General features: G+C 64.5%; 23 protein-coding genes. 17 read left to right on the forward strand and 6 right to left on the reverse strand.

All coding sequences use genetic code 11. The features are described from left to right. Window positions 1-570 (reverse strand): DUF5362 family protein, encoded by a 570-nt coding sequence (locus ACZ5WW_RS24650; RefSeq protein ID WP_377163968.1) that lies wholly within the window; start codon window positions 568-570, stop codon window positions 1-3. Between the two features lie 101 nt (window positions 571-671). Here ACZ5WW_RS24650 and ACZ5WW_RS24655 point away from each other — a divergent pair, with 101 nt between their 5' ends. The 14 genes from ACZ5WW_RS24655 (at window position 672) to ACZ5WW_RS24720 (ending at window position 15,954) form a co-directional block, all read left to right on the forward strand. After that, complete coding sequence (locus ACZ5WW_RS24655) at window positions 672-1,439, forward strand: RDD family protein (protein ID WP_377163970.1); 768 nt, start codon at window positions 672-674, stop codon at window positions 1,437-1,439. Beyond that, window positions 1,436-2,407 carry a stage II sporulation protein M gene (locus tag ACZ5WW_RS24660; protein WP_377163972.1) on the forward strand — a complete coding sequence of 324 codons (972 nt, stop codon included), beginning with the start codon at window positions 1,436-1,438 and terminating at the stop codon, window positions 2,405-2,407. The genes ACZ5WW_RS24655 and ACZ5WW_RS24660 overlap by 4 nt, the downstream gene beginning before the upstream one ends. Next, complete coding sequence (locus tag ACZ5WW_RS24665) at window positions 2,397-3,845, forward strand: DUF4129 domain-containing protein (protein ID WP_377163974.1); 1,449 nt, start codon at window positions 2,397-2,399, stop codon at window positions 3,843-3,845. The genes ACZ5WW_RS24660 and ACZ5WW_RS24665 overlap by 11 nt, the downstream gene beginning before the upstream one ends. A gap of 17 nt (window positions 3,846-3,862) precedes the next feature. Further along, a complete protein-coding gene (locus ACZ5WW_RS24670) occupies window positions 3,863-5,062 on the forward strand; it encodes a DUF4350 domain-containing protein (RefSeq protein ID WP_377164140.1) in 1,200 nt (399 codons plus the stop codon). Between the two features lie 26 nt (window positions 5,063-5,088). After that, on the forward strand, window positions 5,089-6,120 hold the full coding sequence (locus ACZ5WW_RS24675; protein ID WP_377163976.1) for an AAA family ATPase: 1,032 nt from the start codon (window positions 5,089-5,091) through the stop codon (window positions 6,118-6,120). 5 nt (window positions 6,121-6,125) lie between these two features. After that, window positions 6,126-7,430: a DUF58 domain-containing protein gene (locus ACZ5WW_RS24680; protein ID WP_377163978.1), complete on the forward strand. Its 1,305-nt coding sequence runs from the start codon at window positions 6,126-6,128 to the stop codon at window positions 7,428-7,430. Window positions 7,431-7,510: 80 nt separating this feature from the next. Next, window positions 7,511-8,641, forward strand: a complete 1,131-nt coding sequence (locus ACZ5WW_RS24685) for a DegT/DnrJ/EryC1/StrS family aminotransferase (protein ID WP_377163980.1) — start codon at window positions 7,511-7,513, stop codon at window positions 8,639-8,641. After that, entirely contained in the window at window positions 8,628-9,410 is a 783-nt protein-coding gene (locus ACZ5WW_RS24690) for a class I SAM-dependent methyltransferase (protein WP_377163982.1), read from the forward strand. The genes ACZ5WW_RS24685 and ACZ5WW_RS24690 overlap by 14 nt, the downstream gene beginning before the upstream one ends. Then, a complete protein-coding gene (locus tag ACZ5WW_RS24695) occupies window positions 9,397-10,356 on the forward strand; it encodes a glycosyltransferase family 2 protein (RefSeq protein WP_377163984.1) in 960 nt (319 codons plus the stop codon). Before ACZ5WW_RS24690 ends, ACZ5WW_RS24695 begins: the two co-directional genes overlap by 14 nt. Next, complete coding sequence (locus ACZ5WW_RS24700; protein ID WP_377163986.1) at window positions 10,353-10,805, forward strand: sugar 3,4-ketoisomerase; 453 nt, start codon at window positions 10,353-10,355, stop codon at window positions 10,803-10,805. Before ACZ5WW_RS24695 ends, ACZ5WW_RS24700 begins: the two co-directional genes overlap by 4 nt. Continuing rightward, window positions 10,787-11,920: a sensor histidine kinase gene (locus ACZ5WW_RS24705; RefSeq protein ID WP_464694198.1), complete on the forward strand. Its 1,134-nt coding sequence runs from the start codon at window positions 10,787-10,789 to the stop codon at window positions 11,918-11,920. Before ACZ5WW_RS24700 ends, ACZ5WW_RS24705 begins: the two co-directional genes overlap by 19 nt. Continuing rightward, window positions 11,907-12,584, forward strand: a complete 678-nt coding sequence (locus ACZ5WW_RS24710) for a response regulator transcription factor (protein WP_377163990.1) — start codon at window positions 11,907-11,909, stop codon at window positions 12,582-12,584. Before ACZ5WW_RS24705 ends, ACZ5WW_RS24710 begins: the two co-directional genes overlap by 14 nt. 118 nt (window positions 12,585-12,702) lie before the next feature. Beyond that, the gene (locus ACZ5WW_RS24715; protein ID WP_377163992.1) at window positions 12,703-14,697 is read left to right on the forward strand and encodes a tetratricopeptide repeat protein; all 1,995 of its coding nucleotides are present in this window, start codon (window positions 12,703-12,705) and stop codon (window positions 14,695-14,697) included. A 162-nt stretch (window positions 14,698-14,859) separates the two neighbouring features. Further along, window positions 14,860-15,954 (forward strand): sensor histidine kinase, encoded by a 1,095-nt coding sequence (locus ACZ5WW_RS24720; RefSeq protein WP_377163994.1) that lies wholly within the window; start codon window positions 14,860-14,862, stop codon window positions 15,952-15,954. Window positions 15,955-15,960: 6 nt separating this feature from the next. Here ACZ5WW_RS24720 and ACZ5WW_RS24725 read toward each other — a convergent pair whose 3' ends face one another. Genes ACZ5WW_RS24725 through purL form a run of 3 tightly spaced genes read right to left on the reverse strand, consistent with a single transcriptional unit; the run spans window position 15,961 to window position 20,020 of the window. Then, complete coding sequence (locus ACZ5WW_RS24725) at window positions 15,961-17,004, reverse strand: alpha/beta hydrolase (protein ID WP_377163996.1); 1,044 nt, start codon at window positions 17,002-17,004, stop codon at window positions 15,961-15,963. A 21-nt stretch (window positions 17,005-17,025) separates the two neighbouring features. Next, window positions 17,026-17,610: a hypothetical protein gene (locus tag ACZ5WW_RS24730; RefSeq protein ID WP_377163998.1), complete on the reverse strand. Its 585-nt coding sequence runs from the start codon at window positions 17,608-17,610 to the stop codon at window positions 17,026-17,028. Between the two features lie 22 nt (window positions 17,611-17,632). Continuing rightward, entirely contained in the window at window positions 17,633-20,020 is a 2,388-nt protein-coding gene (gene purL / locus ACZ5WW_RS24735; protein WP_377164000.1) for a phosphoribosylformylglycinamidine synthase subunit PurL, read from the reverse strand. Window positions 20,021-20,158: 138 nt separating this feature from the next. Between purL and ACZ5WW_RS24740 the strand changes: the two genes are divergently transcribed. From ACZ5WW_RS24740 to ACZ5WW_RS24750, 3 genes are all read left to right on the forward strand, one after another. Further along, complete coding sequence (locus ACZ5WW_RS24740; RefSeq protein WP_377164002.1) at window positions 20,159-21,373, forward strand: Tm-1-like ATP-binding domain-containing protein; 1,215 nt, start codon at window positions 20,159-20,161, stop codon at window positions 21,371-21,373. Between the two features lie 62 nt (window positions 21,374-21,435). Beyond that, window positions 21,436-22,029, forward strand: coding sequence for an LURP-one-related/scramblase family protein (locus ACZ5WW_RS24745; protein WP_377164004.1), 594 nt, complete (start codon window positions 21,436-21,438; stop codon window positions 22,027-22,029). An 18-nt stretch (window positions 22,030-22,047) separates the two neighbouring features. After that, window positions 22,048-22,581, forward strand: coding sequence for a hypothetical protein (locus ACZ5WW_RS24750; RefSeq protein WP_377164006.1), 534 nt, complete (start codon window positions 22,048-22,050; stop codon window positions 22,579-22,581). A gap of 17 nt (window positions 22,582-22,598) precedes the next feature. On the opposite strand, the gene ACZ5WW_RS24755 is transcribed toward ACZ5WW_RS24750, so the two are convergent. Together ACZ5WW_RS24755 and ACZ5WW_RS24760 are read right to left on the reverse strand one after the other, a co-directional pair. Further along, window positions 22,599-22,898 carry a DUF167 domain-containing protein gene (locus ACZ5WW_RS24755; RefSeq protein ID WP_377164008.1) on the reverse strand — a complete coding sequence of 100 codons (300 nt, stop codon included), beginning with the start codon at window positions 22,896-22,898 and terminating at the stop codon, window positions 22,599-22,601. Window positions 22,899-23,038: 140 nt separating this feature from the next. Next, entirely contained in the window at window positions 23,039-25,333 is a 2,295-nt protein-coding gene (locus ACZ5WW_RS24760) for a hypothetical protein (protein WP_377164010.1), read from the reverse strand. Window positions 25,334-25,335 lie beyond the last annotated feature (2 nt).

Consider the following 25,335-nt stretch of genomic DNA (forward strand, 5'->3'; position numbering starts at 1 on the left):
TCAGTGCGGGAGCTTGATGCCTGACTGGAGGGCGGTGAAGGCGATGGCGAAGACGGCGACGATGCCGATGAGGACGAGGCAGATGGAGACGATGGTCATGATGCCGTGAAACTTCCAGTAGCGGCGCTGCTCGGTGAGGGCGGCGTCGAGGTCTGCGATGGAGTGGGAGGCCATGAGCCTGCCGATGGCGCTGGCATATTTCCAGAGTTTCAGGGCGGGGTAGATAGTGAGGAAGGCAAAGACTCCGAGATAGATGGAGGTGCCGATGAGGATGCCGCTGAAGACGGCGGGATTGTCTGCGAAGGCGGGGTTGGATGCGATGACCGGATTCTTGGCAAATTCAGCGCTGGCGAGGGTGCCGGAGGCTGCCAGCAATGCGTACATGCAGCTGAAGAACACGAGGACGAGGCCTGCGAGCCAGAAGATGACGGACATGAGGCGCACCCAGGGCCTGGTGCCGGCGAGCTGGGCGATGGTGCTGGGGGAGACGGCCTCTGCGTAGCCTGGGGTGGCGGAGCCAAAAAGGTTTGAGACGGGGGCTGTGTAAGGATTGGAAAGGGGAGATTCCATGGTGGGAGAATGATTGATGATGCGGAACCCAGCTATTACAAATCCTACGAAAATAATTCGCGGGTTGTCAAAACCAAACGGAACCGCTTGATTGGCTGACGATGGCAGTGGCACGCGCGGACACCTTGCAAACAGTCGAACTCGCGGACGGCGTGGAGATCCAGCTGCGTGTGGCCGGACTGGCGGTGCGGAGCATGGCGTATGTGATCGACCTGTGCATACGGCTGGTGATTGACTGCGGGGTGGCGTTGGGGGCGTACTGGCTGCTGCCAGACCTGATCGGCAGGGAGATGACGCAGGGGCTGGTGATGCTGTTCGCGTTTTTCATGGAGTGGTTTTACAACGTGTTTTTCGAGGCGGGCGCGAAGGGTGCGACGCCTGGGCAGCGTGCGAAGAAGCTGCGGGTGATGAGCGTGACGGGCGGGCCGGTGACGATGGCGCAGGCGGTGATGCGGAATTTTCTGCGGGTGGTGGACTTCATGCCGGGGCTGTACCTGACGGGGATCGTGTGCATGCTGTTTACGCGGCGGTTTCAAAGGCTGGGGGACCTGGTGGCGAACACGGTGGTGACGTATGCGGAGGCGCCGAGCCTGGGGGATGCGCAGCCTGAGATGCGTGTGGAGAGGCGTGCGCCATCCCGGGTGCTGACGCGGGAGGAGCAGGCGGCGCTGCTGCAGTTTCTGGAGCGTGCGCCGCTGTGGGCGAATGAGCGGCGGCTGGAGCTGGCGGGGCTGGTGCAGCCGCTGACGGAGGCGGAAGGGGCGGAGGGACTGCGGCGGCTGTGCGGCATGGCGCTGTGGCTGCAGGCCCCGGAGGAGCGTGGAGCGAAGGCACCTGTGCTGAAGGGGGCGGCGATGACGCGCACATGACTCCGGCCCAGTTTGAGAAGCAGATCGAGCCGCGGTGGCAGAAGCTGGAGCGGCTGCTGGAGGAGGCGGCGAAGTCGCAGCCCACGGCTGCGGTGGATGAGCTGCCTGCGACCTTCCGGCAGGTGTGCCATGACCTGAGCGTGGCGCAGCACCGGATGAGCCCGCAGCGCCTGACGCAGAGGCTGAATGCGCTGGCGATCCGCAGCTATCGGGTGCTGGAGCGGCACAGCGCAGGTGGGTGGGAGTCGTTTGTACGGCTGGTGGTGGTGGAGTTTCCGCAGGCGGTGCGTGCGGAGTGTCGGCTGTTCTGGTGGTGCACGGCGCTGTTTTATCTGCCTGCGGCGCTGATCGCGGTCATCACGCCTGCGCACCCTGAGTGGGCGATGTCCTTTCTGGGGCCGGATGGGATGATGCAGATCGAGAGCATGTATGGGGAGTCGAGCAGTCCGTCTGACTATGTGCGTGAGAGCTTTGGCTCGGGCTTTGAGGCGTTTTGCGGCTACATCCTGAACAATGTGGGGATTGATTTCCGGACGTTTGCGGGAGGCATCCTGGGCGGGGTGGGGTCGCTGTTTGTGTTGATTTTCAACTCGGTCTATTTTGGCGCTGCCACGGGGTATGTGCACTACACGGGGAATCCGCTGACGCTTTACACGTGGGTGATTGCGCACGGGGCGCCGGAGTTCACGGGGATCGTGATCTCTGCGATGGCTGGGATGCGGGTGGGGTGGTCGGTGCTGCGGCCGGGGCGGATGGAGAGGCGCACGGCGCTGGTGCTGGCGGGACGGAAGGCGCTGCCGCTGCTGGCGGGTGCGACGCTGCTGACGAGCCTGGCGGCGGTGCTGGAGGGATTTTGGTCGCCGCTGGATCTGCCGCCGGTGATCAAGTTCACGGTGGGCGGGGTGTGCTGGGTGCTGGTGGCGCTGTTTTTGCTGCTGGGCGGAAGGAGGCGCGCGGATGAGGCTTGAGGACATCACTTTCACGCTGAGGCCGCGCCGACCCTGGGAGGCGGTGGACCTGGGCTGCGCGATGGTGCGTAGGGACTTTGGCAGGATCCTGGTGCTGTGGGCGTGCACGGTGCTGCCGCTGTGGGCGGGCGTGTGCGTGCTGCTGCGTGAGACGCCGGCGGTGATCCCGCTGGCGGTGTGGTGGCTGAAGCCGCTCTATGACCGGGTGCCGCTGTTCTTTCTGAGCCGTGCTGCCTTTGGGGTGAGGCCGGGATTTTTCGAAACGTTGCGGCAGTGGCCGAGGTTGTGGCTGATGAATTTGCTGCCGGCGCTGCTGTGGCGGCGGCTGTCGTTCATCCGCAGCTTTGCGCTGCCTGCGCAGATGCTGGAGGGGCTGCGCGGCTCGGCTGTGAAGAGGCGCATCAAGATTCTCGCGATGGATGGGGGAAGCTCCGGGGTGTCGACGACGCTGGCGTTTTCAAACATCGAGCTCGTGGCCTGGCTCGGGCTGATGTGGGGGACGTACGGCCTGCTGCCGGAGAGTGCGCAGCTGGACTGGGACGGGCTGGTGCAGTCCATGGATTTTGAGAGCACGATCCCGAACGCCTTTTTGTGGTGGGGTGCGGTGTGCCATATGGTGATCGTCACGCTGGTGGAGCCGTTTTATGTGGGGGCGGGGTTTGCCCTGTACCTGAACTGCCGCACGCGCATCGAGGGCTGGGATGTGGAGCTGGCATTCCGGCGGCTGGCGACGCGGCTGACGGCCGGTGCTGCGGCGGTGGTGCTGGCCGTGCTGGCGCTGTTTGGCAGCCCGGCTGGGGGACGGGCGGCGGACGCCGAGACGGCGGTGAGGGAGGTGCTGGCGGACCCGGTGTTTGAGATCCACAAGCGCACGAGCTGGGAGTGGGAGAAGGGGGAGAAAGAGAAGGAGCGTGCGGCCTGGCGTGAGAAGACCAAGGGGGGGAGTGTGGACTTTGCCTCGACGAAGATGCTGCTGCTGTTTTGGGCGCCGCTGGTCGGGCTGGCGCTGTGGCTGATCCTCTACCTGGTGAGGAACCGCGACCTTTTTACCTCCCGTGGCACCGGCAAGGCGGCGGTGCAGGCGCCGAAGGTGCTGATGGGGATGAACATCACGCGGGAGAGCCTGCCGGAGGACATCGTGGCGGCGGCGCGTGCGGCCTGGGCCGGGGGAGACTGCAAGGTGGCGCTGAGCCTGCTGTACCGGGGGGCGCTTTCGTGGCTGGTGAACCGCCGGAGGTTGCCGATCGCGGACAGTGACACGGAGGAGGACTGTGTGGTGCAGGTGATGCGCGCGGGGGAGAAGGCGGAGGCGGATTACTTCCGCCAGCTGACGGGGGCATGGGTCCAGGCGGCGTATGCGGTGCTGCCGGTGTCTGACGAGGAGATGGCGCGGCTGTGCGACACGTGGCCGTTTGCGGAGCGGGGAGGTGAGTCATGAGGGGTGGCGTGATCCAGATGCTGAGTGTGCTGGCCTGCGTGCTGCTGCTGTGCGGCTGCAAGGACGGCGGGGGCGGGCGCTGGAAGGAGGTGGAGATCACCACCGGCTACAAGGGGCAGGCGCGGGTGAACCCGTTTCTCGCGGCGGAGCGGCTGCTGGACGCGCTGGGCCACAACGCGCGTACGGCGAAGTCTCTGGGGAAGCTGCCGCCGCATGATGCGGTGATCTTCATTTCCGGGGAGGGCGGGCTGGCCGAGGGGCGTGCGAAGCAGCTGCTGCGCTGGAGTTTCAGCGGCGGGCACCTGGTGTATTTCCTGGACGGCACGAGGCCGTACAATGATTTTGAAACGCAGTTTGGGGCGTACCTTTCCGCCCTGCTGCGGGAGGAGCGCAAAGACCCGGTGCTGGAGCAGCTGGGGGTGGGGGTGCAAAGGCGCTTTCCGGAGGAGGAGCTCAGGGACATGACGGAGGGCAAAAGCGCCCGCAAGGACGAGACGCTGCTGGAGTCTGACCAGAAGATCTCATGGAATGGCAGGAGCTACCATGCGAGCCTGGGCGGGCGGCAGAGCCTGAACCTGCAGCGCAGCCTGCTGCGGGGGGAGTTTTCCGCCGGGCCGAGGGAGGTGTCCCTGGCGCTGCACCTGCGCCATGGGACGGGGTGGGTGACGCTGCTGGCGCATGCGCGGCCCTTCCGCAACCACTGGATAGGGCAGCGTGACCACGCGAACTGGCTCTCTGCGCTGGTGGGGGAGCACAGGGCGAAGGAGGTGCTTTTTGTCTCCACGAGCACGGGCAGCTTTTTCGGGCTGCTGTGGCAGCGGGGGTGGATGGCGGTGGTGGCGCTGGCGGTCTGCCTGGGCTTCTGGCTGTGGCAGCAGATGCCGCGCTTTGGGCCGCTGGCGGAGGTGGAGCTGGACTCGACGCGCCATTTTGCCAGCCACATCGGCGCTCTGGGGGAGTTCTTCTGGCGCATGCGGCGCGGGGCTCTGCTGGTGAACGCCGCACGGGATGCGGTGTGGGAGCGTGTGCGTGAGCGGCTGCGGCATCTGGATGACGGGAGCCGGCAGATGAATGATGTGCTGGCCGGGGAGCTGGCGCGCCGCAGCGGGCTGCCTGTGCAGAGGGTGGCGGCGGTGTTTGACATGACGCCGCCGGGGAGCGTGCACCAGTTTGTGAATCTCATGCGCGACCTTCAGGCCATCCGCCGGGCGCTTTAAACAAAAAAATCATCACCTACCACTCCATGAATCCGATCCTTCCAGAACCTGATGTTTCGAGTCTTTACGTGCCGCCGCCGCCGGGTGGTTTGGCGTCGCAGCCTGCGCCGAGGAGCACGGAGATTTTTCAGAAGATCCATGCGGCGGTGGGCCAGGTGTTTGTGGGGCAGGAGGAGGTGCTGCAGCAGGTGCTGGCGGCGCTGCTGGCAGGGGGGCATGTGCTGCTGGAGGGGAAGCCGGGCCTGGGCAAGACGCATCTGGTGCTGGCGCTTTCCCACACGTTTGGGGGAAGCTTCCGGCGCATCCAGTTCACGCCGGACCTGATGCCTTCCGATGTGTGCGGACATACGCTGTTTGACATGGCCAGCGGCACCTTCCGGGTGCGGCGGGGGCCGGTGTTTGCGAATCTGCTGCTGGCGGACGAGATCAACCGCGCGCCGGCGAAGACGCAGTCTGCGCTGCTGGAGGTGATGCAGGAGACGCAGGTGACGATCGACGGGGAGAGCCATGCGCTGGCTCCGCCTTTCATGACGTTTGCGACGCAGAACCCCATCGAGCAGGAGGGGACGTACCCGCTGCCGGAGGCGCAGCTGGACCGCTTTTTGCTGAAGGTGCTGATCGACTACCCGGATGTGGCGAATGAGACGTGGGTGGTGAAGGCGGTGTCTTCGCGCGCGTCTGGCGGGGGGCTTTCGACTTCGGACGTGCCGCAGGTGTGCACGCCGCAGGACATCCTGGCCGCGCAGGAGGAGGCGGCTGCGGTGCAGGCGGTGGAGCAGGTGGTGGACTATGCGGTGAAAATCGTGCGCGCGACGCGGCAGCACAGCGCGATCTCCCTGGGGGCGGGGACGCGTGGGGCGATCAGCCTGGTGAGGGTGGCGAAGTCGTATGCGCTGCTGGAGGGGCGGGGCTACATCACGCCGGGAGATGTGAAGCGTGCGGTGCTGCCGGTGCTGAGGCACCGGGTGCAGCTGGCGCCGGAAATCGCGATCAGCGGCCAGAGTGTGGACGACATGCTGAACTCGCTGCTCAAGACCATCGAAGCCCCCCGCGTCTGAACCGCATGCGCCCGACCTCCCTGCTGCTGAAGCTGCTGCACTCCTGGCTCGTCCTGGGGGTGGTGGCGTCTGTGTGGGAGCGTGGGGCACTGCTGTGGCAGGTGTGGGGCGGGGGGCTGCTGCTGGCGGCGGTGGCAGACGCGTGCACGCTGCCGCGGCGGGGGCGCATCACGGGGAAGCGCGCGCTGCCAGGACGGTTTGCGCTGGGGGTGGGGGCTGAGGTGACGCTGACGGTGACGCACTCGGTGCGGCGCACGCTTAGGCTGGAGGTGTTTGACGGCATCCCCACAGCGGCGGAGGCGGAGGGGCTGCCACATGCGGTGAGCATCCCGCGAGGGGAGTATGCGGCGATCTCGTATGAGGCGCGGTTTGTGCGGCGCGGTGAGCATGCGTTTACGCCGGCGCATGTGCTGGTGCATTCGGCGCTGGGGCTGTGGCGGCGGCTGCATTTCATCGCGGGAGAGAGTGCGACGCGGGCGTACCCGAACTACGAGCCGGTGGTGCGCTTTGCGCTGCTGGCGATGGCGAACCGTGTGGAGCAGATGGGGATCGTGAAACGGCGCCGGATGGGGGGCTCGCTGGATTTCCACCAGCTGCGCGACTACCAGGACGGGGATGTGCTTTCACGGATCGACTGGAAGGCGACGTCGCGCCGCTCCACGCTGGTGAGCCGTGACTATGAGGAGACGCGGAACCAGACGATCCTGCTGGTGCCGGACTGCGGGCGGCGGATGCGTGCGCTGGACGGGGGGCTGAGCCAGTTTGACCACTGCCTGAATGCGATGCTGCTGATCGCCTTCATCGCGCTGAGGCAGGGGGATGAGGTGGGGGTGGCGGGCTTTGGCGGGGTGCAGCGCTGGCTGCCGCCGGTGAAGGGGGCGCACAGCATGCCGAAGCTGCTGAACCACCTGTACAACTATGAGGCGAGCAGTGAGCCGAGCGACTTCATCGAGGCGGCGGAGCGGGTGATGACGCTGCAGCGGCGGCGTGCGCTGGTGATCATGCTGACGAATCTGCGCAGCGAGGACGGGGCGACGCTGGCGACGGCGGTGGGGGCGATGCAGAAGCGCCACCTGGTGCTGACGGCGACACTACGGGAGCAGGAGCTGGAGCAGCGTGCGGCGGCACCGATCGACCAGCTGCATGATGCGCTGCAGTATGGGGCTCTGACGCATTACTTTGGGGAGCGGCGGCAGCTGCTGGAGTCGCTGAGGTCGCGGCGGGTGCTGACGGTGGATGAGTCTGCACAGATGCTGCCGGTGGCGCTGGCAAACAAGTACCTGGATGTGAAGGCGGGCGGGCTGCTGTAAACCTGGGCTTTAGGTGAAGTGGCGAATTTCGCTACGCGTAGCGTTATTTGCGACAAATTTGTCATGGCTCAAGGTGATGAATGCTCGGTCCCTCCAACCACTGGTCTTTGCTGTATCCGCAGGCGGATCAGCGTCGGCATGAGACGGCGCTGAGGCAGGCGATGGATCGGGTGAGCGCGAGCGGGAGCTACATCCTGGGAGCGGAGGTGACGGCGTTTGAGGCGGAATTTGCGGCGTATCTCGGAGGCGGGCAGGCAGTGGGGGTGGCCAATGGTACGGACGCGATCGAGCTGATGCTGCGGGGGCTGGGGATCGGGGCGGGGAGCAAGGTGGCGGTGCCGTCCTTTGCACCGTCTGCGGTGGCGGCGGGGGTGATGCGCAGCGGGGCGGTGCCGGAGTTTGTCGATATTGAGCCGGGGACGTTCACGCTGTGTCCGGAGGCGCTGGACGAGCTGCTGCGCTCTTTCCGGGGACGGGGCGTGAGGGCGGCGGTGGTGGTGCACCTGTACGGGCACCCGGCGGACTGGGCAAATCTGCAGCGCGTGGCGAATGAGCATGGCATCGAGCTGCTGGAGGACTGTGCGCAGGCGCACGGGGCGCTGTGGCATGGGCAGCCTGCAGGGACGCTGGGGCGTGCGGCGGCGTTTAGCTTTTACCCGACGAAGAACCTGGCGGCGCTGGGGGACGCGGGTGCGGTGGTGACGAAGGATGCGGAGCTGGCGGAGTGGGTGCGTGAGCTGCGCCAGTATGGGTGGAAGGAGCGCCATGTGAGCGTGCATGCGGGGGTGAACAGCCGGCTGGATGAGCTGCAGGCGGCGGTGCTGCGGGTGAAGCTGGGGGCGCTGAACGAGAGCGTGCTGCAAAGGCGCAGACTGGCGGCGACGTATGATGCCCGGCTGGTGGGCAGCCGCACGGTGGAGGCCCCGATGGTGCGAGGCGGGTGCGAGCATGCCTACCACCAGTATGTGGTGCGCTGTGCGCGGCGGGATGCGCTGATGCAGCACCTGCTGCGTGCGGGGATACCGGTGGCGGCGCTGTACCCGGTGCCGCTGCACCGGCAGGGGGCTTTCGGCGGTGAGAATGAGCTGCTGCTGGAGTGTGACCGCGCGGCGGCGGCGGTGCTGACGCTGCCGATGCACCCGTATGTGTCCGAGGAGGCGGTGGAGGAGGTGATCGAAGCCCTGAAAAGATTTGAACATGAGAGCTCCTGAATACGACCTGATGCGTGAGGCGGAGGACCGCCATTGGTGGTATGCGGTGCTGCGCAGCCAGGTGCAGCATGCGCTGGCCGGGCGGCTGCCGCCGAACGGGCGGCTGCTGGATGCGGGCTGCGGCACGGGTGGGATGCTGGCGTTTTTGCAGGAGCAGATCTGCGGCCTGTGCGGAGCGGGGGTGGATGCGGCGCGGCAGGCGGTGAGGCACTGCCAGCAGCGCGGCCTGGGCATGGTACAGCTGGCCTCTGTGGAGGCGCTGCCGTATGAGGCCGAGGCGTTTGACGCGGTGCTGAGCCTGGATGTGCTGTACCATGAGGAGGTGAGCGAGCGGCGTGCGCTGCTGGAAATGGGCCGTGTGCTGCGCCCGGGGGGGCTGCTGGTGCTGAACCTGCCGGCGTTTGAGGGCCTGCGCGGCTCCCATGATGTGGCGGTGGGTGGCGCTCGGCGCTATGCGGAGGCGCAGGTGAGGTCTCTGCTGGAGGATTCCGGCTTTGAGGTGGAGACGCTGCACTACTGGAATGCGTGGCTGTTTCTGCCGCTGCTGCTGTGGCGGAGGCTGAGCCGGGTGAAGGCGGTGCTGGTGACGGGCAGCGGGGAGTCTGACCTGCGGCTGACGCCTGCATGGATGAATGCGCTGCTGGCCGGTGCGGGCAGGCTGGAGGCGGGGCTGTGCCGGGAGCTGCGCCCGCCGTTTGGCTCGTCGGTCTTTGCCGTGGCGCGGCGCAGGAAACCACCCACCGGAGGGCTGCGGCATGGAAGCTACTGAGACTGCGCCTGAGCTGAGCTTTGTGGTGCCGCTGTACAACACCGGGGAGGGGCTGGCCCGGCTGCTGGGCGCCTTCCGTGCGCTGTCGCTGCCGGAAAGCTGGGAGCTGGTGCTGGTGGATGATGGCAGCAGGGATGGCTCGGCGGCTGCGGCGCGGCATGCGGTGGCTGATTTTCCCGTGCCTGTGACGGTGGTGGAGCTGGCGCGCAATTTTGGCGAGCATGCGGCCGTGCTGGAGGGCTACAGGCATGCGCGGGGGGCGTTTGTGGTGAACCTGGATGACGACCTGCAAAATCCCCCGGCGGAGGCGGTGAAGCTGCTGCGCCACCTGCGCGGGTCGGATGCGGAGGTGGTTTATTCACGCTATGCGGAAAAGAAGCACCACTGGGCGCGCAACCTGGGCAGCAAGGCGGCGAACTGCTGCGCGACCTTCCTGCTCGGGAAGCCGCAGGATTTGTACCTCTCCAGCTTTCGTGCGCTGCGGCGTGAGCTGATTGAGCGCATCGTGACGTATCGCGGACCATACCCGTATGTGGACGGGCTGATCCTCGGGGCCACGAACCGGATCTCCACGCTGGAGGTGGAGCATGTGGAGAGGGCGGAGGGGCGGAGCGGGTACACGCTGCGCAAGCTGGTGCGGCTGGGAATGAGCCTGCTGTTTGACTTTAGCGTGATGCCGCTGCGGATCGCCAGTGTGCTGGGTGGGCTGCTGTGTGTGCTGGGGGCGCTGATCCTGGCGGAGGTGGTGCTGGAAACCCTGTTTGTGGGGCGGCGGCAGCTGGGCTGGGGCTCGCTGATGGGGGCGCTGGCTGTCTTCAGCGGTGCGCAGCTGCTGATGCTGGGGCTGATCGGCGAGTATGTGGGGCGTGCGTTTCTGACGGTTTCCGGCAAGCCGCAGGCTCTGGTGCGCATGAAGACGATACACATGAAAGGAACTGCTGCATGATCCAGGAGACGACCATTGAGACCTGCTCTGTGCGCGGGGTGCGCCTGTATGAGATGCGCCATGTGGTGGACCCGGTGAGGGGAAACCTGACGGCGCTGGAGCTCAGCCAGGAGCTGCCCTTTGCGGCGCAGCGGATTTTCCTGACCTATGACATCCCGTCCGAGAGCACGCGCGGGGAGCATGCGCACCGGCTGTGCGAGCAGTTCCTCGTGTGCGTGCACGGGGAGTGCCACCTGCGGGTGGACGATGGTGAAAACAGCGAGGAGTTCTGCCTGAACCGCCCGACTTTCGGGGTGCTGGTGCCGCCGATGGTGTGGGCGCAGGAGCACCTGCACTCGGCGGACTCGGTGCTGATGGTGCTGGCCTCGCGGCCATACGAGGCGGAGGATTACATACGTGATTACAGCGAGTTCACGGCTATGGTGAAAGGATGGAAGAAGAGGACATGAACATGGGAGCAACAGCCGCCGGCTATGAGCCGGAGAAGCAGACCCGGCTGGTGCGCCTGTGGACGGCGGCCACGGAGTCGATGCGCGGCCAGTCGGTGTGGCTCACCATCTCGGTGATGATGGTCGTCACGCTGGGCATCGGCTGGCTGGACAACATCACGGGCTTTGAGGTGACGTGGTTTGTCTTCTACGGCATCCCGATCTTTCTGGCGGTGTGGTGGGCGGGGAACCGTGCGGGGCTTTTCATAGCGCTGCTCTCCGGGGTGGTGTGGTGGCTGGCGAACATGAGCACGACGCCGTATGAGACGCAGCTGGGCTATGCGTGGGCGCTGCTGAACCGGCTGGTGTACCTGTGCGTGGCGGTCTTTGCGGTGAGCGCGCTGCGCCACAAGCAGGAGGCGGATGCGGCGCGCATCCAGATGCTGGAGGAGCGGCGGCAGCTGGAGCGGGACATTGTGAGCGTGAGCGAGCATGAGCAGCAGCGGATAGGCCAGGATCTGCATGACGGGATCTGCCAGCAGCTGGCGGCCATAGGCTGCGCGGCGCGAGTGCTGGCGGAGGACCTGCAGGCGCAGGGGGTGCAGGCGGCGCATGATGCGAGCCTGATCGAGGGATCTCTGAGGATGGTGGTGATGGAGGCGCGCAATCTAGCGCGGGGCATCTTTCCGGTGCATGTGGACCGCAGCGGGCTGGCGGCCGCGCTGGAGGACCTGGGGAAGATGATGAGCCGGCTGACCGGGATACCCATCGCTGTGACCGACTGCGTGGATGTGCCGCTGGATGCGCCGGAGGTGTCGATGCACCTGTACCGGATCGCGCAGGAGGCGGTGGCCAATGCGGTGAAGCACAGCGGGGCGACGGAGATCCACGTGGCGATGAAGCTGGAGGACGACCTGCTGGAGCTGCGCGTGGAGGACAATGGCAAAGGCATGCCGCCAACCGCACGCCTGAGGGGCGACGGGATGGGGCTGCGCACGATGCACTACCGCGCGCAGGTGCTGCAGGGGGGGCTGGCCATCGAGCCGCGCGCCCAGGGCGGAACCTCCGTGAGCTGCCGGGTGCAGCTAAAAGATCTCAATGAACTCAAACAACTCTATGAACATGAAGAAAACTGAAATCAAAGCGGCCAACAGCTACAAGGTACTCCTCGTCGAAGATCACCCGATGTTCCGCGAGCATCTGGGGCAGCTGATCAACCGTGACCTGGGAATGTCCATCTGCGGTGAGGCGGACAACATCCGTGACGCCATGAGGCTGATCCTGGAGACGAAGCCTGACATCGCGATTGTGGACATCACGCTGCACGGCTCAAGCGGGCTGGAACTGCTGAAGGACATCAAGGCGCAGGGGCTGGACATCAATGTGCTGGTGCTCTCGATGCATGACGAGGAGCTGTATGCCGAGCGTGCGCTGCGCGCGGGCGCCAAGGGATACATCACGAAAAACGAGGCCTCCACCGAGGTGATCGAGGCGATCCGCTGCGTGATGAAAGGGGACGTGTATGCGAGCCGCCAGATGACGGCGAAGCTGCTGGAGAGGATGACGCAGAAGCGCAGCAACTCGGAGCTGGCGGGCATGGAAACGCTGGCAGACCGCGAGCTGGAGGTGTTTCAGATGCTTGGGCGCGGCAAGAGTACGCGCGAGATCGCGCAGACGCTGAATCTGGGCGAGTCCACGGTGGAAACGTACCGTGCCCGCATCAAGGAAAAGCTGCAGCTGCGCAGTGCGGCTGAGCTGTACCTACGCGCAGGGCAGTGGGTGCGTGATCATGGGGCCTAATCGTTCTAAGTCATAGCTTTAGCCATGGTGGCGAACGACGCGACAGGGCATGTCTTTTGATGAAAGGAGGGCTTTCATCGCAAAATATTCGGTATCAGAAATTAAACTTACCGAAGCCATGTCCAAACGCCGACGCAGCAAACATACCAACGGTAAAACCGAGGCCCAAGCAGCCACGCCAACACCTGCCATCAACGCCCCAGCTCCTGAGCCTCTTTCAAGAGTGGAAAACAAAGGCGAAGAAAGTGCGCTGCCGGCACCGCGTGGTGCCGGGTTTGGGGTGCATGCGGCCGTGGTGGGGGTACTGCTGGGGCTGTGTGCGAGCTTGTACGTGTGGACGGCGGATTTTCCGATGGCGTTTGATGACCACACGTACCTGAAGGACAACCCGTTTTTCCGCAGTGGCAGCACCTTTGAGTATCTGAAAGACTTCAAGGAGTTTGCGACGCGTCCGGCCAGGATCGGGGCTGACCCGGACTATGCGGTCAATGCGATCATGCGTCCGGTCTCGTATGCGAGCTTCCAGATGAACTACAAGCTGGATGGGTTTAACCCGCACTGGTACCGGCTGGTGAATGTGGCGATCCATGCGCTGAATTCGGTGCTGATTTATGCGATGGTGACGGTGCTGCTGCGCCGCTCGAAGCTGTCTGCCGGGCTGAGGCGGAGCTCCGTGCTCTTCATCGCGGCTGCGTCGGCGCTGCTGTTTGCAGCGCACCCGCTGGCGACGGAGTCTGTGACGTACATCATCCAGCGCTTTACCTCGCTGGTGGTGCTGCTGTCGCTGACAAGCCTGTGCCTGCATTTTGCGTCTGTCTCTGTGGAGCGGAAATGGGCGCGGTGGCTGCTGCGCGGCGGGGCCGTGGTGTCGCTGCTGCTGGCCATGCAGACGAAGGAAGACGCCTTCATGATCCCGCTGGTGGCGGTGATGCTGGACTGGCTGGTGATGGGGGCGGGGCTGCGGAAGGCGGTCTTGAGGGGGCTGCCGCTGCTGCTGTGCATGCCGCTGATCCCGGTGCTGGTGTTTATGACGGCGGCGGCGCAGCGTGGCGGCTTTGACTTCAATGCGGCGATGAACATCGTGAACTCGCGGGACACGCCGCTGAACCACTGGCAGTACTTTGTGAGCGAACTGACGGTGATGACCCACTACCTGAGACAGATGTTCTGGCCGAAGGGGATGAACCTGGACCCTGAGTGGCCTGTCTATGGCTCGCTTTTCCAAGGGCCGGTGCTGATGGCGCTGGCGGTGCTGACCGGGATGGTGCTGACGGCGTGGGGGCTGTTCCGGCGGTTCCGGCAGGATGTGAGGTTTGTGATGGTGTTTGCGTGCGTGGCGTGGTTTTTTGTCACCATCTCGGTGTCGTCTGCGCTGACGCCGCTGCCGGACCTGGTGGCGGAGCACCGCTCCTACCTGCCGTCCATCGGCATTTTCATCCTGGTGGCCTGTCTGCTGGACTGGCTGAGGAGCAGCAGCAGCGGGGCGCGGGCGCGCATGATGCAGGTAGGGGTGCCGGTGCTGGCGCTAGCGTGCGTGGGGGCCCTGTCCTGGAAGACGTGCGTCCGCAACAACGTCTGGCGGACGCGCGAGAGCCTGTGGGAGGACACCGTGGCAAAGAGCCCGGGCAAGTACCGCACCTGGGGGAACCTGGGGGCGGCCTACTCTGACGCAGGCAAGAATGAGAAGGCGGTGCAGTGCTTCCGCGAGGCGCTGAAGGTGGAGCCGCGCTTTCAGAACGGGCTGCTGAACCTCTCCAACTCGCTGCTGAGGCTGAACCGCCCCAAGGAGGCGCTGGATACGACGATGCAGCTCATCAGCCTGGACAAAAACGCCACGACCAAGCCTCCTGTGGCCTTTACGCTGGGGCTGAGCCTGGCCGGGGTGGGGCGGTATGATGAAGCGGTGGCGGTCTTCCGTGACATTCTCCGAGCGATTCCGAACGATGTGCAGACTCACAAGGCGCTTGGGCTGGTCTATCACCAGACAGGGCTGCCGCACCGTGCGCTGGACCACTACCATGTGGCTGAGAGCGTGCAGCCAAACGACGCGCAGCTGAAGAATCTCATCCAGGCGGCTGAGGTGGCGCTGGCAGAGAAGGGCAGGCCGCGCTGAGACGGCAGGCAGGACGGCCAAGGCACGCCGATACCGGCACTGCTGGTGCAGTGCCGGCATGGTGGCGGCTTTTCGGCAGATGGAATTCCAAGCTTTCCGCCGGGAGAGGGAGTGGGTATATTGTTTTTAATATTCCATGATGTGCCACCTCCCGCCTCTCCCATGAAAGGCCGCGCTGTGAACAGCACGGATGGAGAGAGCCTGCCGGGGAGGGCAGGGAAGGCGGGGGCGCTGAGCGTCAGGATGCGTGCGAGCCCGTACTGGGTCTCGCTGCTGGTGCCCATTCTGCTGACGGCGGCGCTGGGGTGGCTGGATGAGGCGACCAGCTGGGAAATCAGCTGGTTTATGTTTTACGCCCTGCCCATTGTGCTGGCTGTGTGGTGGTCTGGCGTTGGCGGGGGCATGCTGGTGGCCATATTTTCCGGCGGGGTGTGGTGGGTGGCCAACAGATACTCCAACCCCTATACGACCCAGATGGGCTACGCCTGGGCCATGCTGAACCGGGAGTTCTATTTTTTTGTGCTGGTGTTTGCGGTGCATGCCGTGCGCAGCAAGCAGGAGGCGGACGAGGCCCACATCCAAATGCTGGAGGAGCGCCGGCAGCTGGAGCTGGACATCATCAGGGTGAGCGAGCATGAGCAGCAGCGGATAGGCCAGGATCTGCATGACGGGCTGTGCCAGCAGCTGGCGGCCATAGGCTGCGCTGTGCATGCGCTGACGGAGGATCTGCAGGCGCAGGGGGTGGCGGCGGCGCAGGATGCTGCGCTGGTGGTGGAGTCTGTGCAGCAGGCGGTGGCGGATGCGCGGGATCTCGCCCGGGGCATTTTCCCGGTGCATGTGGACGACTCCGGCTTCTCCGTGGCGCTGAAAGAGCTGGCGGGGAACACGAGCCGGCTGACGGGCGTGGCCATCGTCATCGAGGAAAGTGGCGAGATACAGATCGACAGCCCAAAGGTGGCGATGCACCTCTACCGCATTGCGCAGGAGGCGGTGGCCAATGCGGTGCGGCATGGCGGGGCGCGTGAAATCGTCATCACCATGAGCCGGTGTGGGGATGTACTGGAGATGCGGCTGGAGGACAACGGCACGGGCATGGCGGCGGACAAGGCGGCCATGGGGCGGGGCATGGGCCTGCGCACCATGCGCTACCGCGCGCAGAGTGTGGGGGCCAGCTTTGAGATCATGCCTGGAAAAGCGGGGGGGACGTGTGTGAGGTGCAGACTGAAGCTCTCGCCCCAGAGCGGCGCAGCGGCTTGAGCCGGATCAGCGGCGGACCCACGCGGAGACGAGCTTCTGGACTTCGGCGCTTTTTCGGAAGAAAACGAAGTGATCCTCTCCTGCAAATCGATGGGTGGTGACGTCCAGGCCGCCAGCCTTGAGCGTGTCGGCGTAGTCTGAGACGTACTCCCAAGGCACGCGGTCATCGCTGTCGCCGGAGAGGATGAGGACTGGGCGCGGATGAAGACGTGCGGCGAGCTGCGCAGGGCGGATGCGGCTGTGCAGCACGGCGGAGAGAAAGATGAGTGAGCGAAATTTGGGGCCTGCGGCTGACTCCGCAAGGCAGAGGCCTTTGCCGCCATTGGAGAGCCCCATGAGGTGGATCTGAGCGGGGTCGATGGCGGTGATGCCGAGCTCGTCTGCGAGCTGTGAGAGGAGCCAGATGTAGGCTTTGAAGTTGCCGCCGCTGCCGTGCAGGAAAACGAGTGCGGGGGTGGGCCGGGTGCGGTCCACTTTGGCTGGAATGTAATGGTAGTAATGGCCGTCGCGAAACTGGCCGAGGGTCATTTCGCTGTAAATGGAGGGCAGGGCGGAGCCTGCTGCGGTGAAGTCCGGATCTGCGCCGGCCTGGGCGTAGATGGCGTCTGTCATGGCGGAGAGCTCGCGACGCTGTTTCTGAGTGAAGAGGGGATCAAGAGCCGAAGCGACGGCATAGCCGAGATGGATCTGGTCGATCTCCGGCAGCACGGAGCCGATGGAAAAGCGGTCGTAGTGCCAGCCGCCGTCAGAATAGCGCGAGTGGATGCGCGAAGCCTCGGATGTGCGTGCGTCCGGTGTCTGCCAAAGCACCACGGCCGCCGCGATGCAGGCCGTGACGACGAAGATTTTCCCGAGCCGCATCTGCTGCGTGGAGCCGCGTTTATCCCCGATCCAATACAGCAGCGGCCCCAGACCGAGCAGTCCTGCGGCGGAGCTGAGCAGCGTGCCCTGCCAGGTAATGACACAGCACAGGCCAAAGAGGCTCAGGGGGACGGCGAACAGCGCCAGCATGAGTGCCAGGGATTTCAGAATGACCTGGGGGGAGAGCATGCAAAATCCCTTTCGAAAGGTTCAGGTCTTTGAAATCGAATCAATGATCGCGTCCCAGACCTTGGCGGCTTGTTCTTTGGAAAAGTCCGAGGGCGGGCTGTACGAAAGGTAGATGCAGTTGGTCTCGATGTTGGTGGCGATGTAGGCCGAGTAAAGCAGGCGTCGAGAGCCGTCCTCGAGCTTTTGGTTCAAGGTGGAGGCGATCACGGCATGGCCGCCCACAGTGCGCTTTTTCTGAGCCACCATCTCAAGCCCTGCTGCGGCCAGTTCTGCCTTGAGTCCGTCTTCGTGAGAGAACTTTTTCTGGTCTGCCAGCCAGCCCACATTCAGCGAGATCTTGCCCCAGACGTATCCCGTCTTGGGAAGATCGCCACTCTCCGCCGCAGGCTTGATCTCCTTGGGCAGCATCCAGTAGGTGTAGCTGTCCTCAAGCTCCAGCCCATTCGCGTGGACGTACTCTTTTGGCACGTCCAACTTCAGCGGCAGCGGCTGAAGCTGTCCGGCAAAGAACTCGTCAATGCCGACGGTCTTCATGGGCACATCTGCTGCGTGGAGCGACAGGGTGGTGCTCAGGATAAGAACGCAGGCTCTGAAGAACGAGTTCATATCATATGGAGCCCGGCTCGGATCAATAATACTTCACCAGACCGTCGCGCCACAGGGGCTTGAGCTGATCGACGGGGGAATCGATGAGGGTGGTGCCATTGTGGGAGATGTAGAGGTAGGGGTCGCGGGTGGAGTCGCCGATGATGACGAGGCCGGCGGCTTCGGCGGCGGCGGTGTGCTCGGGGGCGATCTCGATGAGGAGGCGGCCGGGTGTCTCGCCAAAGAGAAGCTCGGCGGTGGTGAGGCCGGAGGCGGCGGGCATCTTGTCGGTGGCGATGCGGAGGCCGGCTTTGCCGCTGAAGGCCATCTCGGCCAGGGCGACGGCGAGGCCGCCTTCGCCGATGTCGTGGGCGCTGAGGATGGCTCCCTGCTTCACGAGGTCGTAGTAGCGACGGTAGGCTGCGAGGCTTTCCACTTCGCAGAAGTCCGGGGCGGCATCGAGACCGGCACCACGGGAGTATTTGGCGAAGATGCTGCCGCGGAGGCCGGCGCTGGCCTTGCCGAGGATGGCGATCTTGCTGCCGACACGGCGCAGGGAAGCGCCGACGACGTGCTTGGCGTCTTCCACGATGCCGAAGCCGCTGACGAGCAGGGTGACGGGGATGGAGACGGGGCCTTCATCGGTCACGAAGTAGTTGTAGAAGCTGTCCTTGCCGGAGACGAAGGGGGTGGCGTAGGCGGTGGCGGTTTTGGCCATGCCCTTGGTGCATTCCACGAGGGCACCGAGCTCGCGCTCGCTGTCGGGGTTGCCCATGCAGAAGTTGTCCAGGATGGCGATGCGGTCGGGGTTGGAGCCCATGGCCACGAGCTGGCGCATGCACTCATCGACGACGGCGCGGCCCATGAGGTTGGGGTCGGTCTTGCCCCACTCAGGGAGGAGGGCGCAGGCCATGGCGACGAGCTGGTTGCTGCCATCCACGCGGATGACGCTGCCGTCCTGCGGCGCATCGCCGGAGGCTCCGGCAAGGGGCTTGAGGACGGTGTTGCCCTGCACCTCGTGGTCGTACTCGCGGATGATGGGCTCGCGGGAGACGATGGCGAAGTCTGAGAGGAGGGTCTTAAGGGTCTCGGTCCAGGATTCCGGACGCACGGGCACGGCGGGCTTGACGGCGGGAAGGGTGCGCCACTTGGCCTTCATCTCACGGCGCGGGGCCTCGTGGAGGGCGGCGACATGGAGATCGCACACGGTCGTGCCGTGGTGAAGGACCTTGAGGCGCTGGGAGCCGTCGGCCTTGGCGAGCACGCAGAGCTCGGTCTGATAAATGTCGGCCAGCTCCTGCATGGCCGGGAGGTCTTTCTCCTCGATGGCGATGACCATGCGCTCCTGGGATTCGCTGATGAAGACCTGCCAGCTTTCGAGGTCGGGGGCCTTGAGGGGGGCGTTTTCCAGCCAGACTTCGCCGCCGGTCTCGCGCAGCATTTCGCCTGCGGCGGAGCTGAAGCCACCGGCACCGCAGTCGGTGACGAACTGGATGAGGCCCTTCTCACGTGCGGCGAGCACGAAGTCGGCGGCCTTCTTTTCCTCGATGGGGTTGCCGATCTGCACGGCGGTCTGGTCTTCCTCGTGGGAGTCGGTGGTGAGCTCTGCGGAGGAGAAGGTGGCGCCCTTGAGGCCGTCCTTGCCGGTGCGGCCGCCTGCGGCGATGAGCAGGTGCCCGGGCTTTACCTCCTTGGCGATGTCCTTGATGGGGATGATGCCGGCGGTGCCGCAGAAGACGAGGGGATTGTAAATGAAGGTGTCGTCAAACTGGATGGCTCCGTTGACGGTGGGGATGCCCATGCGGTTGCCGTAGTCGCGCACGCCGCGCACGACGCCGCGCATGACGCCGAGGGGATGGATGACGTCCTTGGCCTTGATCTGGTCCTGCTCGATGTCGGGCGGGCCGAAGCAGAAGACGTCGATGGAGGCGACGGGCTTGGCGCCTTTGCCAGCGCCGAGGATGTCGCGGATCACACCGCCGAGGCCGGTATTGGCACCGGCGTAGGGCTCGATGGCGCTGGGGTGATTGTGGGTTTCCACCTTGAGGCACACGGCCTTGTCGGCGTCGAGGCGCACGAAGCCGGCATTGTCCTCAAAGGCGCTGAGCACGAAGTCGGGCTTGTTCTTGCAGATCTCCTCGGTGACGGCGCGGATGTAGGTCTTGAAGAGGCCGTCCACGGTTTCCTCCTTGCCGTCGAGCACGTGGGTGATTTTCGCGCCGAAGATGCGGTGCTTGCAGTGCTCGCTCCAGGTCTGGGCGATGACTTCCATCTCGACGTCCGTAGGCTCGCGGCCTTCGTCCTGGTAGATCTTCTGCACGGCCAGCATGTCGGCGCGTGAGAGCGAGAGCTTCATGCGCTTGGAGAGGTCAAGAAGCTGGTCGGCGTTGAGTTCGCGGAGGGGGATGGTGCGGAAAACGGCTTTGGACATGGATGGGAACCCCCTGACTAGGCGAGGAATCGGCCGGGTTCAATGGCGGAGGCTGAGGAAAATGCTGGGTGCAGGCCGGATAGGAGGAGGTGTGAAATGGTTGCTGTTCTTCCGGGCACTGCTTTTAATCGTGGAATCATGGCAACCATCGCAGTACTCGGCACGCTCGACACCAAGGGTCAGGAACACGCATACGTGGCGGAAATCATCCGCGCACGCGGGCACCAGACGCTCTTGATTGACACGGGCAGCGGGGAGGCGCCGCAGGTGAAGCCGGATGTGACGCGGGAGCAGGTGGCGGCGGCGGGCGGGGTGGACCTGGCGGGAATCATGGAACGCCAGGACCGTGGCGAGGCGGTGACAGCGATGGCGGGGGCTGCTGCTGCGTTTTTGTCCGCCCTGGTGGCCAGCGGCAAGGTGCAGGGGGTGATCTCGCTGGGCGGGGGCGGCGGCACGGCCATCGGCACGGCGGCCATGCGGGCGCTGCCGGTGGGCTTTCCGAAGGTAATGGTGTCCACGCTGGCGGCCGGGAATGTGGCGCCGTATGTGGGGACGAAGGACATTGTGATGTTCCCCAGCATCGTGGATGTGAGCGGGATCAACCGCATCTCGCGTGTGCTGCTGGCCCGTGCGGCGGGGGCGATCTGCGGCATGGTGGAAACGACAGTCCCTGCGGGCGAGGACAAACCGCTGATCGCGGCCTCGATGTTTGGGAACACCACCGAGTGTGTGAACAAGGCCAAGCAGATCCTGGAAGATGCGGGCTATGAGGTGCTGGTGTTTCATGCCACAGGCACGGGCGGGAAGATCATGGAGTCGCTGATCGAGAGCGGCATGTTTGCCGGAGTGCTGGACATCACCACCACGGAGTGGGCGGACGAACTGGTGGGCGGCATCCTCGGGGCGGGGAAGACACGGCTGGATGCCGCAGGCAAGGCGGGCATCCCCGCGATCATCACGCCGGGCTGTCTGGACATGGTGAACTTTGGCGAGCGCGCCAGTGTGCCAGCGAAGTTTGAGGGACGCACCTTTTACATCCACAACCCGCAGGTGACGCTGATGCGCACGAACGCCGCCGAATGCGCGGAGCTGGGGCGCATCCTGGCGGAGAAGGCGAACGCCTACAAGGGACCGGTGACGGTGCTGCTGCCGCTGAAGGCGATCAGCATCATCAGCGCGGAGGGCAAACCGTTTCATGATTTCGAGGCGGACATGGCCTTGTTTGCCGCCATCCGTCAAAACCTGCGGCCTGGGATTCCGGTGGTGGAGGTGCTGGACGAAATTAACTCTCCAGTGTTTGCAGCAGCGTGTGCGAATACCCTGCTGGGACAGCTTTCACGGGTCGTGGGCTGATTGCAATTCTGCGCCTGTTATATCATTGCAAGCTTGAATCGGCCGACCACCGTCGCGGCCTCATGTACTTTCCACTTAACTTCCGCTTCAAGCTTCTGACGTTCACGCCGGAGATTGACGTGACCGATGCCTATGGCGGCACGATTTGCCATGTGCGGCAGCAGTTTTTCCGTCTGCGGGAGAAGGTGGATGTGTTCGCGGATGATTCGGAGAGGACCCTGCTGGCGACGATTGAGGCTGACCGCATCATTGACTGGTCGGCGCGCTACACGTTCAGAGCTCCCGATGGGCGGGAGCTGGGCGCGGTGGGCAGGCGGGGGATGAAGTCGCTCTGGAAGGCACATTACGATGTGTTTGCACCGGGTGCGCAGACGCCCACGTTTGTCATTCAGGAGGCGAATCCCTTTGTGAAGATGCTGGACGGGCTGGTGGGTGAGATCCCCATCCTGGGCATTTTCACCGGCTATTTGCTGCACCCGAGCTACATCGCCACGCGTGGGGAGGGAGGCGAGCCGGTGCTGAAGCTGACCAAGAAGCCGGCGCTTTTGGAGGGCCGCTTTGAGCTGACGCAGGAAGGCCCGGCAAACGAGGGGGAGCAACTGGCGCTGCTGCTGTCTTTCCTGATGATGAATCTGCTGGAGAAGCAGAGGGGGTAGCTCATACATTCAGGCATTATGAAATCAGTGCTGCGACTGTTGGTCTTGGTTGGAGGTCAAATCGTGGCCGTCCTGCTGCTGGCCCGTATTGTGCGTTGCAAACCCGATTCATCAGGAGCTGTCAGTGTTCATCTTTGGGCTGCATGCGCTTATGGCCTCCCGGCGCTTCTCGCGTTTTTAGGCTGCCTTCGTTTTGTACATTTGCCACCTGCGGGTTTGCGGGGGCGGATTCTCAGCATCGTTGTGTCACTGCTCTGCGTGTTCGTTGGTTTTGCCGCGAGTCTTGTTGTCCTGCAGCAGAGCGACATGTGGCTCACGGCGCGTTACATCCAACATATGCAGGCTCAGCTTCGGACCGACGCACGTTTCAAGGATGTACGTCTGATCGGTTACAGCAATGACTTCGTCCTGTTTCCCTACATTCCTGTTGGAGGAAGTGTGGCGAGTGAGGAGGACCTTGCTGAACTCAAAAAGAGATTACAGACGTCAAATCCTCCAGCTTATACAGCTGCTGGCAGGCATCTTGTACGGAAGGTGTCGGTCGATCAGTAGTTCCTCGACTTTCACGATTACTTTGGCAGGCGCTCAAGCATCACCGCAGGCAGTTCCACCGTCTTCTGCCTGCTTGATGTGCCGCGGAGGAAGGTGATCTGGCCTTTGGGGCAGTCGAGGGCTTCGGCGAGGAAGCGGATGAGCTCGGTGTTGGCTTTGCCGTCCACGGGCGGGGCGTGCAGTTTGAGGAGGAGGACGGGGCGGCCTTTTTCATCGGCGGTCCATCCGGCGAACTCGGATTTTTTAGCGTTGGGGGTGACGCGGACGGCAAGCTGGGCGCGGTCTGTGGAGATGTTTTCGGAGATGTGCTTTTTCATGGGCTGGCCGGTTTTTGAATGCCGCCATTTTCAATGTGCATGGGGTGGGTCGTCAAATCATGCGGCTTCGAAGAGCTTGCTGCCAGGGTGTTTGCGGAGCGCTGATGGACGGGCGGGCTGACGCCACACCCATCCTGCTATCAGACGAGCTTGAGGCGTTTGCGCATGAGCCACTCGATGGTGAGGAGGAGGATGGCGGCGCTGAACCACCACCAGCTGGACCAGAGGATGGTTTCCTTGGTGATGACCTGCTTGCGGTCAATGCTCTGCAGGAGGCCGGGGAGGTCGGTGGCGGCCTGCTCCTCGCGCAGGAAACGGCCGCCGCTGTTGGTGGCCATGGTTTCGAGGAGGGTGCGGTTCATGGTGAGGGTGGCCCACTCGGGATTTCCGGTGTCGGAGACGTGGAGGGAGAGGCGGGCATCACTGCGCGGGGCGCTGGGGCTTTCCGCGACGGCGATCTCGTAGGTGCCTGCCTTGAGCGGCGGGGTGAGGGCGCGGTAGATGCCCACATGCGTGGGGTCGGCTTCGAGCTGCAGGGTGGCCACCTCGGTGCCTTCATGCAGGAGGTAGGCACGAGGCTGGGCATCGGTGACGATTTCACCTTTGTCATTGCGCACGCGAACGCGGATTTCCGAGGCTTCGCCGGGGGAGTAGCGCAGGCGGTCGGTACCGAGCGAGATTTTTTTCTGATCGATCTGGAAGGGCGGGGCGGCGATCCAGGCACCGAGCTGCATCCAGAGGCGCTGGTGGTAGAGGTCCGCGACCTGGAAGCGCCAGCGCCAGAGCTCATCGGTACCGAGATAAAGCACCGCGCCAGCTCCCACCTGACGGAAGACGATGGCGGGCTGGTCGGCGGTGGCGAGGGTGACGGCGGCGGGGAGAGGCTCGACATTGGAGTGCCAGTTCACCTTGGAAAGCGTGGGCCAGAGGGTGGCATTGGCGCTGGGGCTGTCGCTGAGGCGCAGGGCGTCGAAGCGCTGGCCGTCGGTGGTGAGGGCCAGGCTGGCTGGAGTGATCTTGGTGCTGCGTGAGTTGAACCGGACAGGGATGAGTGGGGCGGTCTTGCCCTGAGCCCAGTCGTGGAGTTTGCCGCGCTGGCCGTCGATCATGATGAGGCCGCCGCCGCGTTTTTCGACGAACTCTATGATCCAGTCGAGACATTCGGGGCTGAGGCGGTTGAGCGAGACTTCGCCGAGGATGATGAGGTCGTAGCTGAGGAGGTCGTCGCGTGTTTTGGGGAAGTTCTTTTGCAGGGTGCCGGCGGCGGCGTTGTCGGCCATGTCATCAAAGATGAGGGTGGCCTGCCAGCGTTCGTCGCGGTCGAAGTGGTTGTGGATGTAGCGAGTCTCCCAGCGCGGGCGGCCGTCCATGATGAGGACCTTGCGCTTCTTTTCCAGGAGGTGGATGGAGAGCTCGCGGGCGTTGTTGGAGCGGGTTTTTTCGAGTGCGGCGCGGTCGCCGCTGGCGGAGATGAGGATGTTGACGTTGCGGAGGGTTTTGTCGCGCTGGCCGGGGGCGGGTGGAGGGAGCTCTGAGACGGGGAAGGTGAAGTCGAAACCTTTTTCGCCTTTGCCAGTGGTGGTGAAGTCCTTTTTCCACAGGACTTTGCCCTGGCTTTCGATGCGCACGCTGGCGGGGATGTCTGAGGGCATGCTGTCATTGACGGTGAGACGGCCCTGAAAGTTTTCCTTGGAGAAGACGGACTCCGGCGCGGTGACGGTGAGGAGGGAGAGGTCTGGAGGAGGCACCTCGGTGCCGAAGCCGATGGCAAAGACGGGAGTGCCCCCGGACTTGAGAGCGGTGCTGAACTCCTCGGGGGAGCCGGAGGAGTTGTGCTGGCCGTCTGAGAGCAGGACGAGCGCGGTGCCTGCGGTGGCGGGGCCGAGCGCGGAGCGGAGAGTCTGGTCGAGATTGGTGATGGGTGCGGTGGCCGGGAGATCGAAGCTGACGGGCATTTCGCCGGAGGTGTCCTTGCCGCCCTGGCGGTACCACCAGAGGCGCTGGGTGTTCATACCACGAAGTGCCACGAGCTCGACGTCCTGGGTTTCCGCGAGTTTTTTGAGCAGCGGGGTGGCTCCTTTGAGCAGGAGATCCTCGGCGCGCTGAAAGCGGGCCTTGGACGTGCCTGCGGCGGCGCCGGGGGCCTCGTCTGTGAGCTGCATGCTGGCGGAGCTGTCCACCGCGATGACGACGCGGCCAAGCTGCCGAAGGGTGGTGACGTGGCGGAGGATGGGGCCGGCCAGAGCGAGCACAAGAATGAAGACCGCGAGCGAGCGCAGGATGGCGGGCACCTGTGCGGCGCGGCTGCCCACATACTTGAGCTCCCGGCGGTAGAGAAACCACATGAGTGCGGCGAGCCCGAACGCGAGCACGAGCACCGGTAGCGGCGGGTAGCCGCCGGTGAAGCGCAGGGTGGTTTCGGTGACGGAGGGCATGC

The organism is Prosthecobacter fluviatilis, from assembly GCF_055388355.1.

Bases quoted from the DNA above. Each gene is read 5' to 3' on its own strand.
- ACZ5WW_RS24650 (WP_377163968.1), bottom strand. From the start codon at position 570: ATGGAATCTCCCCTTTCCAATCCTTACACAGCCCCCGTCTCAAACCTT.
- ACZ5WW_RS24655 (WP_377163970.1), top strand. From the start codon at position 672: ATGGCAGTGGCACGCGCGGACACCTTGCAAACAGTCGAACTCGCGGAC.
- ACZ5WW_RS24660 (WP_377163972.1), top strand. From the start codon at position 1,436: ATGACTCCGGCCCAGTTTGAGAAGCAGATCGAGCCGCGGTGGCAGAAG.
- ACZ5WW_RS24665 (WP_377163974.1), top strand. From the start codon at position 2,397: ATGAGGCTTGAGGACATCACTTTCACGCTGAGGCCGCGCCGACCCTGG.
- ACZ5WW_RS24670 (WP_377164140.1), top strand. From the start codon at position 3,863: ATGCTGAGTGTGCTGGCCTGCGTGCTGCTGCTGTGCGGCTGCAAGGAC.
- ACZ5WW_RS24675 (WP_377163976.1), top strand. From the start codon at position 5,089: ATGAATCCGATCCTTCCAGAACCTGATGTTTCGAGTCTTTACGTGCCG.
- ACZ5WW_RS24680 (WP_377163978.1), top strand. From the start codon at position 6,126: ATGCGCCCGACCTCCCTGCTGCTGAAGCTGCTGCACTCCTGGCTCGTC.
- ACZ5WW_RS24685 (WP_377163980.1), top strand. From the start codon at position 7,511: ATGCTCGGTCCCTCCAACCACTGGTCTTTGCTGTATCCGCAGGCGGAT.
- ACZ5WW_RS24690 (WP_377163982.1), top strand. From the start codon at position 8,628: ATGAGAGCTCCTGAATACGACCTGATGCGTGAGGCGGAGGACCGCCAT.
- ACZ5WW_RS24695 (WP_377163984.1), top strand. From the start codon at position 9,397: ATGGAAGCTACTGAGACTGCGCCTGAGCTGAGCTTTGTGGTGCCGCTG.
- ACZ5WW_RS24700 (WP_377163986.1), top strand. From the start codon at position 10,353: ATGATCCAGGAGACGACCATTGAGACCTGCTCTGTGCGCGGGGTGCGC.
- ACZ5WW_RS24705 (WP_464694198.1), top strand. From the start codon at position 10,787: ATGGAAGAAGAGGACATGAACATGGGAGCAACAGCCGCCGGCTATGAG.
- ACZ5WW_RS24710 (WP_377163990.1), top strand. From the start codon at position 11,907: ATGAAGAAAACTGAAATCAAAGCGGCCAACAGCTACAAGGTACTCCTC.
- ACZ5WW_RS24715 (WP_377163992.1), top strand. From the start codon at position 12,703: ATGTCCAAACGCCGACGCAGCAAACATACCAACGGTAAAACCGAGGCC.
- ACZ5WW_RS24720 (WP_377163994.1), top strand. From the start codon at position 14,860: ATGAAAGGCCGCGCTGTGAACAGCACGGATGGAGAGAGCCTGCCGGGG.
- ACZ5WW_RS24725 (WP_377163996.1), bottom strand. From the start codon at position 17,004: ATGCTCTCCCCCCAGGTCATTCTGAAATCCCTGGCACTCATGCTGGCG.
- ACZ5WW_RS24730 (WP_377163998.1), bottom strand. From the start codon at position 17,610: ATGAACTCGTTCTTCAGAGCCTGCGTTCTTATCCTGAGCACCACCCTG.
- purL (WP_377164000.1), bottom strand. From the start codon at position 20,020: ATGTCCAAAGCCGTTTTCCGCACCATCCCCCTCCGCGAACTCAACGCC.
- ACZ5WW_RS24740 (WP_377164002.1), top strand. From the start codon at position 20,159: ATGGCAACCATCGCAGTACTCGGCACGCTCGACACCAAGGGTCAGGAA.
- ACZ5WW_RS24745 (WP_377164004.1), top strand. From the start codon at position 21,436: ATGTACTTTCCACTTAACTTCCGCTTCAAGCTTCTGACGTTCACGCCG.
- ACZ5WW_RS24750 (WP_377164006.1), top strand. From the start codon at position 22,048: ATGAAATCAGTGCTGCGACTGTTGGTCTTGGTTGGAGGTCAAATCGTG.
- ACZ5WW_RS24755 (WP_377164008.1), bottom strand. From the start codon at position 22,898: ATGAAAAAGCACATCTCCGAAAACATCTCCACAGACCGCGCCCAGCTT.
- ACZ5WW_RS24760 (WP_377164010.1), bottom strand. From the start codon at position 25,333: ATGCCCTCCGTCACCGAAACCACCCTGCGCTTCACCGGCGGCTACCCG.